Origin of the sequence: Comamonas sediminis, assembly GCF_041107495.1 — a bacterium.
Lineage (GTDB): Bacteria > Pseudomonadota > Gammaproteobacteria > Burkholderiales > Burkholderiaceae_C > Comamonas > Comamonas sediminis.
In genome coordinates, this window is sequence record NZ_JBGBDC010000003.1 from 253,078 (window position 1) to 266,845 (window position 13,768).

11 protein-coding genes are annotated in these 13,768 nt (G+C 63.8%); 6 read left to right on the top strand and 5 right to left on the bottom strand.

Annotated elements, in window-relative coordinates:
• The first annotated feature begins 52 nt into the window (after positions 1 to 52).
• Positions 53 to 985, top strand: coding sequence for a family 2A encapsulin nanocompartment shell protein (locus tag AB7A72_RS08795; RefSeq protein WP_239809565.1), 933 nt, complete (start codon positions 53 to 55; stop codon positions 983 to 985).
• Positions 986 to 999: 14 nt separating this feature from the next.
• Positions 1,000 to 2,976 (top strand): family 2A encapsulin nanocompartment cargo protein cysteine desulfurase, encoded by a 1,977-nt coding sequence (locus tag AB7A72_RS08800; RefSeq protein WP_369459660.1) that lies wholly within the window; start codon positions 1,000 to 1,002, stop codon positions 2,974 to 2,976.
• A gap of 71 nt (positions 2,977 to 3,047) precedes the next feature.
• Here the strand turns inward: AB7A72_RS08800 and AB7A72_RS08805 are convergent, their stop codons facing one another.
• Positions 3,048 to 5,288, bottom strand: coding sequence for a protein-disulfide reductase DsbD family protein (locus AB7A72_RS08805; RefSeq protein ID WP_407064963.1), 2,241 nt, complete (start codon positions 5,286 to 5,288; stop codon positions 3,048 to 3,050).
• 211 nt (positions 5,289 to 5,499) lie between these two features.
• On the bottom strand, positions 5,500 to 5,799 hold the full coding sequence (locus AB7A72_RS08810) for a hypothetical protein (protein WP_239809563.1): 300 nt from the start codon (positions 5,797 to 5,799) through the stop codon (positions 5,500 to 5,502).
• 584 nt (positions 5,800 to 6,383) lie between these two features.
• Here AB7A72_RS08810 and AB7A72_RS08815 point away from each other — a divergent pair.
• Positions 6,384 to 7,364, top strand: a complete 981-nt coding sequence (locus AB7A72_RS08815; RefSeq protein WP_369459661.1) for a Bug family tripartite tricarboxylate transporter substrate binding protein — start codon at positions 6,384 to 6,386, stop codon at positions 7,362 to 7,364.
• Between the two features lie 102 nt (positions 7,365 to 7,466).
• On the opposite strand, the gene AB7A72_RS08820 is transcribed toward AB7A72_RS08815, so the two are convergent.
• The 3 genes from AB7A72_RS08820 to AB7A72_RS08830 form a co-directional block, all read right to left on the bottom strand.
• The gene (locus AB7A72_RS08820; protein ID WP_239809561.1) at positions 7,467 to 8,504 is read right to left on the bottom strand and encodes a DctP family TRAP transporter solute-binding subunit; all 1,038 of its coding nucleotides are present in this window, start codon (positions 8,502 to 8,504) and stop codon (positions 7,467 to 7,469) included.
• Positions 8,505 to 8,594: 90 nt separating this feature from the next.
• Complete coding sequence (locus tag AB7A72_RS08825) at positions 8,595 to 9,893, bottom strand: TRAP transporter large permease (RefSeq protein ID WP_239809560.1); 1,299 nt, start codon at positions 9,891 to 9,893, stop codon at positions 8,595 to 8,597.
• Positions 9,890 to 10,474: a TRAP transporter small permease gene (locus AB7A72_RS08830; protein WP_312836545.1), complete on the bottom strand. Its 585-nt coding sequence runs from the start codon at positions 10,472 to 10,474 to the stop codon at positions 9,890 to 9,892. Before AB7A72_RS08830 ends, AB7A72_RS08825 begins: the two co-directional genes overlap by 4 nt.
• A 280-nt stretch (positions 10,475 to 10,754) precedes the next feature.
• Here AB7A72_RS08830 and AB7A72_RS08835 point away from each other — a divergent pair, with 280 nt between their 5' ends.
• From AB7A72_RS08835 to AB7A72_RS08845, 3 genes are all read left to right on the top strand, one after another.
• Positions 10,755 to 11,693 carry a LysR substrate-binding domain-containing protein gene (locus AB7A72_RS08835; RefSeq protein WP_239809558.1) on the top strand — a complete coding sequence of 313 codons (939 nt, stop codon included), beginning with the start codon at positions 10,755 to 10,757 and terminating at the stop codon, positions 11,691 to 11,693.
• 294 nt (positions 11,694 to 11,987) lie between these two features.
• Complete coding sequence (locus AB7A72_RS08840) at positions 11,988 to 12,887, top strand: amino acid ABC transporter substrate-binding protein (RefSeq protein ID WP_312411139.1); 900 nt, start codon at positions 11,988 to 11,990, stop codon at positions 12,885 to 12,887.
• A gap of 124 nt (positions 12,888 to 13,011) precedes the next feature.
• Positions 13,012 to 13,767 (top strand): amino acid ABC transporter permease, encoded by a 756-nt coding sequence (locus tag AB7A72_RS08845; RefSeq protein WP_312836544.1) that lies wholly within the window; start codon positions 13,012 to 13,014, stop codon positions 13,765 to 13,767.
• Position 13,768: the final 1 nt, after the last annotated feature.

Consider the following 13,768-nt stretch of genomic DNA (forward strand, 5'->3'; position numbering starts at 1 on the left):
GCTGCAGAGCGATGATTTTCCTGCTTATTCACACGCGCAACCGGAGAGAGATATGACAGCGAATGTAGGCGGCACGACCGCATTGGGTGACAGTGCTGCACGGCAGTTGGCCAACGCCACCAAGACCGTTCCCCAGCTTTCCACGATCAGCCCGCGCTGGCTGACCCACCTGCTGCAATGGGTGCCTGTCGAGGCAGGCATCTACCGGCTCAACCAGGTCAAGAACCCGGAGGAGATCCGGGTGGCCTGCACTGCCAAGACCCATGAGAACCAGCTGCCGCGCACTTTTGTCGAGTACGAATCGCAGCCGCGCGAATTTTTCCTGAACGCCGTCAGCACCGTGCTGGATGTGCATACCCGTGTCTCGGACCTCTACAGCAGCCCGCATGACCAGATCAAGGAGCAGCTGCGTCTGACCATCGAGACCATCAAGGAGAACCAGGAAAGCGAGCTGATCAACAACCCTGACTACGGCTTGCTGGCCCAGGTCACCGAAGAGCAACGCATCTTCCCGCTGACAGGCGCGCCCACACCCGATGACCTCGATGAGCTGCTGACCAAGGTCTGGAAGGAGCCGGCATTCTTCCTGGCCCATCCGCTGACCATTGCAGCCTTTGGCCGCGAGGCCACGCGCCGGGGCACCCCGCCGCCCACCACCAGCCTGTTTGGCTCGCAGTTCATCACCTGGCGCGGTGTGCCGCTGATCCCGTCGGACAAGGTGCCGGTGGCCGATGGCAAATCCAAGATCCTGCTGCTGCGCGTGGGCGACAAGCGCCAGGGCGTCGTGGGTCTGTTCCAGCCGGGCCTGCCGGGCGAGCAGGGGCCTGGCCTGTCGGTGCGCTTCATGGGCATCAACAACCATGCGATTGCCTCGTACCTGATCTCGCTGTACTGCTCGCTGGCAGTGCACACACCCGATGCGCTGGCCGTGCTCGATGACGTGGAGATCAACAAGTACCACGACTATCCCGATACCTACAAGTGAGCAAAGGAGCCGCCATGGTTTCCGCCGTATCCGGCCTGCCCGAGCCATCGGGCGCGCCCATCTCCCCCGAGCTGCTGGCGCAGATGGCCACGGCGCTCTGGGCCGATCGGCCTGCAGCGCCGGCCGGCCTGCCGCCAGGTGTGCAGGCACCGGTCAATATCGCACCACCGGGCTCGCCGTTGGCCAGCCCGGCCGGCCTGGGGCCCAGCGTGCCCGGCACCCCCTTCCCCGCTGGCGTGCTGCCGGGCAGCAATCTGTTGCCGGCATCGCCCACGCCGGTGCTGTCGCTCGCCCACCGCGTCCCGGCCTTGCTGCCCCATGCCGCCGCCGGCAATGGCGTGCCCGACACTCTGCACAGCGCGCTGCCCGCCTATGAGCCGCGCCTGGGCGGGCTGGTGCAAGGCGTGCCACTTGCGAACGCAGCGCCGGCCGCAGTGCCCGCAGTGCCCGCAGTGCCCGCAGCAACCAGTGGCTATTACTTTCTGGATGCGCCGCCAGCCGCCGCGCCCAGCGATGCACCGTTGCAGGCGCTGGCCGACCAGGCGCGCCGGGCGGCGCCGGACAGCCATCTGGACGGCATCGATCTGCGCGGGCCGCGCGCTGCGGATGCGCCCTTGCCGGGCCAAGCGCTGCAGGGGCCGGGTACTGCGCCGCAATACTACTTTGTGCATGCGGTGCAGCTGCCCAATGGCTTTGTCACGCCGGCCAAACCGCATCCGCATGCGGCCCCGGGTGCGGCGGCGGGCCATGTGGCGCAGCAGGACCGCCATCCGGGCTTTGACATCCAGGCGGTGCGGCGTGATTTTCCGATTCTGTCCGAGCGCATCAACGGCAAGCCGCTGGTCTGGCTGGACAATGCGGCCACGACGCACAAGCCGCGCCAGGTGATCGAGCGCATCAGCCATTTCTATGCGCATGAGAACTCGAACATCCACCGCGCGGCCCATACCCTGGCTGCGCGGGCGACCGATGCCTATGAGCATGCCCGTGAGGTGGTGCGGCGCTTCATCCATGCGCCCGACGCGCGCGAGGTCATCTTCGTGCGTGGCACCACCGAGGCCATCAACCTGGTGGCCAAGGCCTGGGGCGGTGCGAATGTGGGCGAAGGCGATGAGATCATCATCAGCCACCTGGAGCACCATGCCAACATCGTTCCCTGGCAGCAGCTGGCAGCGGCCAAGGGCGCGCGGCTGCGGGTGATTCCGGTCGATGACCAGGGCCAGATCCGGCTGGACGAGTACCAGAAGCTGATCAACGACCGCACCAAGATCGTCGCCATTGGCCATGTCTCCAACGTGCTGGGCACGGTGGTGCCCGTCAAGCAGGTGGTGGAGATCGCCAAGCGCCGGGGGATCACGACCTTGATCGACGGGGCGCAGTCCATTGCGCACACCCCGGTCGATGTGCTGGACCTGGGCGCGGATTTCTTTGTCTTCTCGGGCCACAAGATCTTTGCACCCACCGGCATTGGCGTGCTCTGGGGCCGGCGCGAGGTGCTCGAGGCCATGCCGCCCTGGCAGGGCGGCGGCAACATGATTGCCGATGTGACGTTCGAGAAAACCGTCTACCAGCCTTTGCCCAACACCTTTGAGGCGGGCACCGGCAACATCGCCGATGCGGTGGGCCTGGGTGCGGCGCTGGAGTATGTGGAGCGCATCGGTATCGCGCAGATCAGCCGCTACGAGCACGCACTGGTGGACTACGGCATGGCGCAGCTGGCCAGCATTGCGGGGCTGCGCCTGATCGGTACCGTGCCCGGCAAGGCCAGCGTGCTGGCCTTTACCTTGAACGGCTACAGCACCGACGAGGTGGGCCAGGCGCTCAATGCCGAGGGCATCGCCGTGCGCACCGGCCACCACTGCGCGCAGCCGATCCTGCGCCGCTTCGGGGTCGAGACGGCGGTACGGCCCTCGCTGGCCTTCTACAACACCTTTGACGAGGTGGACCAGCTGGTGCGTGAGGTGCGCAAGCTCGCGGCGCGGCGGCGCTGAGCGGCTGGTTTCAGCCTTGCAGGAACGAAAAGCGCCGGACAAAACCGGCGCTTTTCTTATGGGGATGGGGTTTAGAGCTGCGCCACCGCGTCCACCACTTCCTTGACGCTCAGCACCTCGGACAGGATCTGCGGCGCCTTGCCCGGTGCATACAGCACATAGACCGGCACGCCGCTGCGGCCCAGCTGGTTCAGTGCCTGGGTGATCGCGGGGTCCTGGCGTGTCCAGTCGGCGCGCAGCAGGTGCACCTGCTTATTGTCGAAAGCGGCGAGCACCTGGCTGTCGCTCAACGTGGTGCGCTTGTTGTACTGGCAGGTAACGCACCAGGCGGCCGTGAAATCCACAAACACCGGCTTGCCGGTTGCATTGATCTCGCTGACCTTCTGCGCCGACCAGGGCTGCCACAGCGCGCCGCTGGCCTGCTGGCCGGGTGCGGGGGCGGGCGTGGTCAGGTAGTGGCCCATGGCAGTGGCCAGGTAGAGGCCGCCTGCCAGCGACAGCACCGCAAAGCCCCAGCGCGCACGGCCCTGGAGACCCAGTGCCCAGACCAGAGCCGCCAGCAGCACCAGCAAGGCCAGCAGGGTGGCTGCGCCATCGATGCCGCTTTGCTGGCCCAGCACCCAGACCAGCCAGACCACGGTGGCGAACATCGGGAAGGCCATCGCGCGGCGGAAGGTGTCCATCCAGGCGCCAGGGCGCGGCAGCCAGCGCACCACCGCAGGGATCCAGCTGGCCAGCAGATAGGGCGCTGCCATACCCAGGCCCAGCGCGGCAAACACCAGCAGGGCCTCGGCAGCCGGCATGCTGACGGCCAAGCCCATCGACGCCCCCATGAACGGCGCCGTGCAGGGCGAGGCAATCGCCACCGCCAGCACACCGCTCAGGAAGGCATTGGTGATGGGGCTCTTGGCCTGCTTGCCCGCCACGCTGCCGGGCACAAAACTGCCAAACTCAAACATGCCCGCCAGGTTGAGGCCAATGACGGTAAACAGCGCTGCCAGCGCCGCAATCACCAGCGGCGATTGCAGCTGAAAGCCCCAGCCCAGCTGCTGGCCCGCAGAGCGCAGTGCCAGCAGCAGCGCGCCCAGCGCCAGGAACGACAGCACCACGCCCGCCGTGTAGGCCAGGCCTGCTGCACGCTGTTCACGCAGTTGGCTGCCATGGGTGGTAAAGCCCAGCACCTTGAGCGCCAGGATCGGAAACACGCAGGGCATCAGGTTCAGGATCAGGCCGCCGACAAGGGCACCCAGCAGTGCCAGCCAGAGGCTGCCGGAAGAGGCGGGTTGAGCCGGAGCGGAAGCCTGTGCATTTTTTGCCAGTGCTGCCGCCAGCTCGGGCGATACCTGGGCGATGGCAGCGGCCTTCCATTGGCCACTGACGGGCGCCACGGTGCGCCAGCCGACGGCGCCATCGACGACCGTGTGCTTGTCGGTCGTCAGCACCAGCGCAATGTCCTCGGGCGTCTGGCCCCGGTTGGCCGACAGCGGCACCACGGCGGTCCAGTCGGCGCCGTCCCATTGCTGGGTAAAGTCCTGGCCGTCCTGCATCGCATGGTGCAAGGTGTCGGGGCTCTCGCTCAGCACCTGCAGGCGCTGGCCCTGCAGCGCAGCGGGCAGGCCGGTGACATGCAATTTCAGCGTTTCACCATCGACACGGGCCTGGCTGCTGCCTTGCAGCGCTACCGGTGCCTGGGCATGGGCCTGGGCAAAGGTGCCGGCGTGCAGCGCGGTGCTGCTCTTGGTAGGAAGGGTCAGGCTGAACTGGCCTTCTTCCGGAATGCATTCGACGCGGCAGATCAGCCAGTTGGCCTGCAGTCGCACGGTCACATCGCGGGCATCGGCCGAGAAATCGCTGGGAATCTGCACGGTGACGGGCAGCAGCACCTGGCCTTCGTAGCCATAGTTCACCAGGCTGCCGACCCGGATCGGATGGGGCGTTGGCCAGGCGATCTCGCCGGCGTCCCAGCCCGGCGGCAGCTGCCACTGCAACTGGGTGGGCAGGCCCGAGTCGCCCGGGTTGGTCCAGTAGGTGTGCCACTCGGGTTGGTGGTCCAGCAGCAGGCCCAGCGCAATGCTCTTGCCGGGCTCCACCCCTTGGGGCGCCAGTGCCACCAGCTCGGCCCGCACCCGGGGGGTGGTCACGACGCTGCCAGCCGCAGCGCTGGAGGCCGTGTCCATCGCAGCGGCGCTGGCGCCGCTGCCGATCTGCAGCTTGATCTGGGCCTGGGCATGCGGCGCCATGCCGCTCAGCACCAGCACAAGCAGTGTAAAAAAAAGCGCTCCTATCGAGCGGCGCAGGAAAGCATGGGGCATATCGCGTGGTACCTGAGAGTCTGGCGGTGAGAGGACAGATACGTAGAGAGGTTCCCGCATCATAGAACCTGTGCCCCGTCCGCGCTGGCGGCCAAGCAGGCGCAAAAAAGGCCACTGCATCGCAGTGGCCTGTTCCCAGGGGGACGGGGAGTGTGTGCGCCGTCCCGTGGATGCCGTACCGGCTGGGGGCGTGCCGGCAGGGGGAGAAAGCTTATTCGCCTTCCAGGATCGAGCCGTTGGCCAGTGCCTGGCGGGCGGCCTGGGTCACTTCAGCGCGGCTCAGTTGGCCCTTGCCCAGTTCGTAGGCGTTAACGGTCGACTGGTTGCCTTGGGCAATCATCGTGTTGGTCTTGCGGGCTTCAGCCAGTTGAGCTTGCACATCAGCGCGGCTCACGGCGCTGGTCGCAGCGGCTTGAGGGGTGATGGCTTGGTCGCCTTCAAAAGGGTTGGCTTGGGCAACGGAAGCACCCAGAGCGAGGGTAGCGGCGATAGCGAGAATACGTGCGTTCATTTTTCTTTCCTTTGGTGTTGCGTCCGGCCTGGTGGTCGATTCGCGTCGTCTTGGACTGTGTCTGCCAGCGCTTGCGGCTTGCAGTGCAGCTTTTGTGTAACGATGGAATGAAGTTTATATTGGTATCTATCTTCGATAAATAGCCAAAAATCAAACGGATTGTTCCGAAATCTGGCTGAATTAGCTTGGAACTTTTACAAATATGTGACAGCTAACCCTAGTATTTACCCTAAATTAGGGTATTTACCATGGGTATAAATTGACTATGTTTATTCAGTATTAAGAAGGTAAAAACTATCGACTAGATAGTGTCTCCCGCCGCGCTGCGATCTGCAGCGCATCGGCTGCGCTTGCGGCACCCCGATGCAGCCGCTGCCTTCGCCTCTCCCTCCGCTCCACAGCACTCGCTTGCCAAGACGCCTGGGAGACAGGCGGCCACCGCTGCCGGGCAGCAGCGGGCCCGCCCTGTGCAACCATCACGCCATAGCGGCTTCGAATGGTGCGATTGCTGGCAAGTATTAGACAGCCCGGCCAGCGCTGCCCACAATGGGCCGATAACCAAAGCTAGACACAGGAGACATTGCATGGACATGACCCAGCGCCGCCATTTCCTCACCACCGTTGCCGCTGTTGCGGGAGCCGCCAGCATGCCGCAATGGGCGCAGGCGCAAACCGCCTACCCCAGCAAGCCGGTGCGTGTGATCGTGCCCTTCGCCGCAGGCGGCACTACCGATGTGGTGGCCCGGCTGGTGATGCAGAAGATGGGCGAGCTGATGAAGGCCAGCTTTGTCATCGACAACCGGGGTGGCGCCAACGGCATGATCGGCACTGGCGAAGTGGCCCGTGCCCAGGCCGATGGCTACACCCTGCTGTTCAACACCGCCGGTGCCCAGACCCTGAGCCCGGTGATCTACAAGGCGCCCTATGAGGCGGCCGCCAGCTTTGCGCCGGTGGCCAAGGTCTGCTCGGTGGGCTTCATCATCATTGCCCGCAAGGACCTGCCGGCCAACACGCTGCAAGAGCTGATCGCGCTGGCGCAGAACAAGGACAAGCCGCTGACGGCATCGTCAGGCAGCGCCATCATCAACCTGATCACCGAGCAGTTCAAGCACGTGATCAAGGCGCCGCAGATCATCAATGCACAGTACAAGGGCACCAGCCCGCAGATGCAGGCCGTCGTGTCCGGCGAGGTGGATTTCTCGTTTGACTCCTTTGCCGCCGTGGAGATGATCAAGGCCGGCAAGGTCAAGGCGCTGGCCGTGGTGCTGCCCCAGCGCGCTGCCTCCTTCCCCGATGTGCCGACCCTGGTCGAACTGGGTGTCAAGGACATGGAGTTCAGCTCCTGGGCCGGCCTGCTCGCGCCCAAGGGCACGCCCAAGGACATCGTGGCCGCCCTGTCGCAGAACATCGACAAGGTCATGCAAATGCCCGATGTGCTGGCCAAGCTCAAGCAGTACGACTACATCCCCGTGAAGACCACGCCCGACAGTTTTGCCCAGGAGATCCAGGCCGAGACCGACCGCTGGAAGCAGGTGGTCAAGTCGACGGGTTTCAAGATCGAATAAGGGCTGCGGCCCGCCGCGTTGAACGCAAGCGGCGCCTGAAGCAGCAGCTACAAAAAAACCACCGGCGTGCAGCCGGTGGTTTTGCTTTGGAGGATGCCGTTCTTACTGCTTGCGGCCCGCAATGGCCTTCTCTGCGGCGGTCACCAGGTCGGCGCCCACTTGCTGCTTCCACTTGTCATACACCGGGCGGGTGGCCTTCACAAAAGCTTCGCGCTCGGCGGCGCTCAGTTCGGTCACGGTGACGCCATTGGCGCTCAGCTCCTTGACCAGCGGCTTGTCCGCTTCGATCATGCCTTTGCGCGCAATGGCGATTTCTTCCTGGCCGGCTTCGATGGCGGCCTGGCGCACGATGTCCTGGTCGGCCTTGCTCCAGCTGGCCCAGATGTCCTTGTTGACGACAAAGATCAGCGGGTCGTTGATGTAGCCCCAGAGCGTCAGGTACTTCTGGCCCACGGTGTTGAGCTTGGCCGCCTGGTAGACGGCGACCGGGTTCTCCTGGCCGTCGACCGCGCCGCTGGCCATCGCAGGCTGGGCATCGGCCCAGCTCATCTGCGTGGGGTTGGCGCCCAGTGCGCTGAAGGTGTCGACAAACAGAGGCGAACCGACCACGCGGATCTTGAGGCCCTTCATGTCGGCAGGGGTCTTGATCGCATGCTTGGAGTTGGAGATTTCACGGTAGCCGTTCTCACCCCAAGCGAGCGGCACCACGCCGGCTTTCTCCAGGCGGGCAAACAGGCGCTTGCCAGGCTCGCCCTGGGTCAGCGCATCAGCGGCGGCATAGTCGGGCATCAGAAACGGCAGCGAGAACAGGTTCAGCTCCTTGATCTGCGGCGACCAGTTCAGGGTGGAGCCGACCGCCATGTCGATCACGCCCTGGCGCAGTGCCGAGAACTCACGCGTCTGGTCGCCTTGCACCAGCGACACGCCGGGGTAGAGCTTGATGTTGATGCGGCCCTGCGTGCGCTCGCGCACCTTGTTGGCCCAGATCTCGCCGCCCTTGCCCCAGGGGAAGGCCGTGCCCAGCACCAGCGACATGCGGTACTCGCTTTTGTAGTTGCCCTGGGCTTGTACAGCCGGCGCGGCAAAGCTCAGCGCCGCAGCAGCGGCCAAGGCGGTGGCAAGGAATTGACGGGTTTTCATGGTGTTGTCTCCGGGTGGTTCAAGGGGGAATTCTGCAAATCCAGGGGGCTGGGTGGTGGCGTTCGCGCCTGCACCCAGCCCGGGCTCCGATCAGTAGCCCAGTTGGGCGGGCAGCCACAGGGCCAGCTGCGGGAAGGCGATGACCAGCACCATCACGCAGAACATCGCAAACAGCATCCAGCCGACCCAGCGCACGGTCGATTCCATGCGCACGCCTGCAATGCGGCAGCTGACCATCAGGTTCACTGCCAGCGGCGGGGTGAACTGGCCCAGCGCTACCTTCAGGGTCAGGATCACGCCAAACCAGACGGGGTCCCAGTGGTAGTGCTGCATGATGGGCATCAGCAGCGGCACAAAGATCAGGAAGATGGAGATGCCGTCGAGGAACATGCCCACGGTGATCAGCATCAGGATCAGCAGCGCCATCACACCCCATTCACCCAGGCCCGAGTTGACGATCGCGTTGGTGATCGGGTCGATCACGCCCAGGGTCGACAGCGAGAATGCGAAGATGCCAGCGAGCGACACCACGATCAGGATCACGGCCGAGAGCTCGCCGGCCTCGCGCAGGATCGGGAACAGGTCGCGCACACCGATCGTGCGGTGCACGACCATGCCGACGAACAGACCGTAGAACACGGCGACCACGGCTGCCTCGGTGGGTGTGAACCAGCCCATGCGCATGCCGCCCAGGATCAGCACCGGCGCGGCCAGGCCCCAGGCCGCTTCGCGCAGGCTCTTCCAGAATGCGGGGCGGGGCAGGCTGGCTTCCAGCGCGCCCATCTTGTGCTTGCGCGACATCCAGACCGCCGGGATGATCAGCGCCAGGCCCGCCAGAATGCCGGGGATCATGCCGGCCGCAAACAGCGCCGGCACCGAGGCCCCGGGCACCAGCACCGAGTAGATGATGAAGGCGACCGACGGAGGAATCAGGATGTCGGTGGCTGCAGCAGCTCCCACGACGCTGGCCGAGAAGCTGCCCGGATAGCCGGCTCGGCTCATCGCCGCAATCATCACGCCGCCCACCGCCGCTGCATTGGCGGGGCCGGAGCCCGAGATGCCGCCCAGGAACATGGCCACGGCAATGGCCACCAGCGGCAGCATGCCCGGGCCGCGCCCGACGATGGCCACGGCAAAGTTGACCAGCCGCAGCGCCACGCCGGAGCGGTCAAAGATCGAGCCCACCAGCACAAACATCGGAATGGCCAGCAGCGGGTACTTGCCCAGGCCGGCATAGAAGTTCTGCGGAATGGCCAGCAGGCCAAACCATTGCGCATCGGCATTGGCCAGCGCAATGGCTACGGCGCCCGCCAGGCCCAGCGCGGCGCCAATGGGCACGCCCAGCAGCATCAGCGCAATAAAGCCGATAAAGAGCAGGGTGGCAATCATGCGTGCTCCTTGGCTGCAGCATCGCCGCCTTCGGAGTACACATGGGCAAAGCTGGCCCGGCCCTGGCGCAGGAACAGGCCCAGCGCGCGCAGGGTGATCAGCGCGGAGAACACCGGCAGCCAGATGGAGTACCACCACTGCGGCACGCCAATGCCTGGCGAGGTTTCCTCATAGCGGTAGTCGTCATACACGACGCGGATGCTGAGCACGCAGATCAGTGCAAACAGCAAGGCCACCGTCAACGCGCCAAAGCGGGCAAAGGCCTTGCGCCGGCGCGCGTCGCCGCGTTCGGCAAAGTATTCGATGCGGATGTGCAGGTTGCGCGCGACGGCTGCCGAGCCGGCCACCATGGCCAGCAGGATCATCAGGAACACCGAGATCTCTTCGGTCCAGGCAAACGAGCCATCGGTGAAGTAGCGCACGATGACATTGGCGAACGTGATGAGCGCCAGCAGCGCCATGATCACGACCGTGAGCCAGTCTTCCAGCCACAGCCCTCGGGCAGGGGCGGGCTCGCTGGGGAGGGTGCTGGAGGGGTCAGCGCTGCTGCCGCCCGAAGAATGAGGGGAGGGTGATGCCATAACAACCGGTCGCGAGAGGGCTTGGCAGAGCCAAGGGTGGATGCGGAGAACACAAACCGCCTTGTGGGCGGACCATCGGTATCGGATAGATCGGTATCAGCGGCAGCGCCGCACCTGGCTGGTGGGCCAGTGGGGCCCGATTATGGGCCTGAACGGTGGGCTTGCAAGCCATCCTTTTCCCGGGGATGGGCCCTCTCAGTCGCCTGTGTTGCCGGTGCAGGCAGCAGATCTCGGCGAGCAACTTGTCCCCAACGGTGATGGGCGTGTGGATAATGCGCGGATGGAAACCAAGTGGCTTGAAGATTTTGTGAGTCTGGCGGAAACGCGCAGTTTCAGCCGGTCGGCGCAGTTGCGCCATGTCACCCAGCCGGCATTCTCGCGGCGGATTCAGGCGCTGGAGTCCTGGGCGGGCGCGGACCTGGTGGACCGCAGCTCCTACCCGACGCGGCTGACGCCAGCGGGCAAGACGCTGTACAACCAGGCCATCGAGATCCTGCAGGCGGTGCAGAGCACGCGTGCGATGCTGCGGGTGCATTCGTCCTCGGGCAAGGACATCATCGACTTTGCCGTGCCGCACACGCTGGCCTTCACCTTTTTCCCGACTTGGGTGTCGGGCCTGCGCAATGACTTCGGCCTGTTCAAGAGCCGCTTGATCGCCCTCAACGTGCACGATGCGGTGATGCGCCTGGTCGAGGGCGGCTGTGATCTGCTGATTGCCTACCACCATGAATCCCAGCCTATCCAGCTGGACCCACAGCGCTATGAAATGGTGAGCCTGGGCCGCGAGGTGATGGCGCCTTATTGCAAGCCGGGGCTCGATGGCCTGCCGCTTTTCCTGCTGCCCGGCGCAGCCGAGGTGCCGCTGCCGTTCCTGGGCTATGCGCCGGGTGCCTATCTCAGCCGCGTGACCGACCTGGCCCTCAAGCAGGCGCCCGAGCCTGCCTATCTGGACCGCGTCTACGAAACCGACATGGCCGAAGGCCTCAAGGCCATGGCGATGGAAGGGCACGGGCTGGCGTTCCTGCCGCAAAGCGCTGCCAAGAAGGAGCTGAAGGCCAAGAAGCTGGTGCGCGCCGACTACCCCAGCTCCACCCAGTGGGAAGTCGCGATGGATGTGCGCGCCTACCGGGAAAAGCCCCAGTCCAGCGATGCCGTGAAGTCCGGCGCCCAGGCACTGTGGGACTACCTGGTGTCCCGGAACCCTGCACAGAATCCATGAGATCTATAAGAATATAGATTGTCTGAATTTGCAGGGTAATTTCTAATATGCGTTACAGAATTTCTGTGCAATGCTTGCGGATTGCTCGTGTTGCAGTTGGTTAGATGTACGCGATTTGTTCGAAAAAGCCTATGAATTGTTAGCAATTCATTGGTAATTTTCCGGATAATTGCAGCGCTCAGTCTGCTGGCATTATCTGGACGGACTGCACAATACGTTGCGTGTCAGTTGTCGCTTTGGCGTCTTCCGAGGCCCATAGTTGTCAACTTAATTGATTTATCTGGAGGTCTGATGATGAAGAAACATTTGCTGGCTTTTGCGGTCGCAGCGGTTGCGGCAGGTAGCGCGTTTGCGCAAGCGGGCGATACGCTGGCCAAGATCAAGTCGTCTGGCAGCATCACGCTGGGCGTGCGCGAGTCTTCGGGCCTGGGCTATACGCTGGGTAACGGCAAGTACGTCGGCTTCCACACCGAGATGGCTGAGCACATCGTGGGCGATCTGCAAAAGCAGTTGGGCCTGTCCAAGCTGGACATCAAGTACCAGCCCGTGACCTCGCAAAACCGCGTGCCTCTGGTGCAGAACGGTACCGTGGATCTGGAGTGCGGCTCCACCACCAACAACCAGTCGCGCCAAAAGGATGCTGCTTTCGCTTTCACCACCTATGTGGAAGAAGTGCGCATCGCGGTGAAGGCCAACTCCGGCATTACCGGCATCAAGGACCTGAACGGCAAGACCATCGTGACCACGACCGGTACCACGTCGGTGCAGACCCTGCGCAAGAACAAGCGCGCTGATGGCCTGACCTTCAAGGAAGTCATGGGCAAGGACCACGCAGACAGCTTCCTGATGCTGGAGTCCGGCCGTGCCGACGCCTTCATCATGGACGGCTCCATCCTGGCCGCCAACATCTCCAAGTCCAAGGCGCCTGCCGACTACAAGGTCGTCGGTGAAGTGCTGTCGGTCGAGCCTATCGCCTGCATGCTGCGCAAGGACGACGCTGCCTTCAAGAAGGCCGTGGACGACTCCATCGTGCGCCAGATCAAGGATGGCTCGCTCGAGAAGCTGTACGACAAGTGGTTCATGCAACCCATCCCTCCTAACAACGTGAAGGTGGGTCTGCCGCTGTCGGCGGCAACCAAGGATGCTTGGGCCAACCCGAACGACAAGCCCATGGAAGCCTACGAAGTCAAGTAAGCACACCATTTAGGTACCGCCCTTCCAGCCTGGGGTTTGGGGGGGCGTTTTTGTTGGTACTGGTTTTTGTCAGTTGCAACCAGGCACCAAACATTGCTACAAAGACAAAAAAAGAGGTAGTCCTATGAATTGGGATTGGCAAGTATTTTGTGAAGACACGATTGAGCGCCAGGTCGTGCAGGGCTGTTTCGGTAAAAACGGCGATATCACGTACCTGGACTGGTTGTTGTCTGCATGGGGATGGACTATCTCCGTTTCCTTGTGCGCGCTGGTGATCGCGCTGATCGTCGGCTCCATCATCGGTACCTTGCGTACGCTGCCGGACCGGCCCTGGACCGTGCGCCTGGGCAATGCCTGGGTGGAGTTGTTCCGCAACATCCCGCTACTGGTACAAATTTTCCTGTGGTACCACGTGGTGCCTGCGATGTTCCCTGCGCTCAAGCAAGTGCCTGGGTTCGTGCTGGTGGTGCTGGCGCTGGGCTTTTTCACGTCGGCGCGTATTGCCGAGCAGCTGCGTGCCGGTATCCTGGCGCTGCCCCGTGGCCAGCGTTATGCAGGCATGGCGCTGGGTTTCACGACCTTCCAGTACTACCGCTATGTGCTTCTGCCGATGGCCTACCGCATCATCATTCCACCGCTGACCAGCGAGTCGATGAACATCTTCAAGAACTCGTCGGTGGCCTTCGCCGTGTCGGTGGCCGAGCTGACCCTGTTCGCGATGCAGGCGCAAGAGGAAACCTCTCGCGGCATCGAGGTCTACCTGGCGGTGACCGCGCTGTACATGATCTCGGCATTCGTGATCAACCGCATCATGGCCTTCATTGAAAAGAAGAGCCGCATCCCGGGCTTTATCGCCGCTGGCGGCTCCGGAGGTCACTGAG

Coding starts and splice junctions, on each gene's coding strand:
- AB7A72_RS08795 (WP_239809565.1), top strand. CDS start 53: ATGACAGCGAATGTAGGCGGCACGACCGCATTGGGTGACAGTGCTGCA.
- AB7A72_RS08800 (WP_369459660.1), top strand. CDS start 1,000: ATGGTTTCCGCCGTATCCGGCCTGCCCGAGCCATCGGGCGCGCCCATC.
- AB7A72_RS08805 (WP_407064963.1), bottom strand. CDS start 5,288: ATGCCCCATGCTTTCCTGCGCCGCTCGATAGGAGCGCTTTTTTTTACA.
- AB7A72_RS08810 (WP_239809563.1), bottom strand. CDS start 5,799: ATGAACGCACGTATTCTCGCTATCGCCGCTACCCTCGCTCTGGGTGCT.
- AB7A72_RS08815 (WP_369459661.1), top strand. CDS start 6,384: ATGGACATGACCCAGCGCCGCCATTTCCTCACCACCGTTGCCGCTGTT.
- AB7A72_RS08820 (WP_239809561.1), bottom strand. CDS start 8,504: ATGAAAACCCGTCAATTCCTTGCCACCGCCTTGGCCGCTGCTGCGGCG.
- AB7A72_RS08825 (WP_239809560.1), bottom strand. CDS start 9,893: ATGATTGCCACCCTGCTCTTTATCGGCTTTATTGCGCTGATGCTGCTG.
- AB7A72_RS08830 (WP_312836545.1), bottom strand. CDS start 10,474: ATGGCATCACCCTCCCCTCATTCTTCGGGCGGCAGCAGCGCTGACCCC.
- AB7A72_RS08835 (WP_239809558.1), top strand. CDS start 10,755: ATGGAAACCAAGTGGCTTGAAGATTTTGTGAGTCTGGCGGAAACGCGC.
- AB7A72_RS08840 (WP_312411139.1), top strand. CDS start 11,988: ATGAAGAAACATTTGCTGGCTTTTGCGGTCGCAGCGGTTGCGGCAGGT.
- AB7A72_RS08845 (WP_312836544.1), top strand. CDS start 13,012: ATGAATTGGGATTGGCAAGTATTTTGTGAAGACACGATTGAGCGCCAG.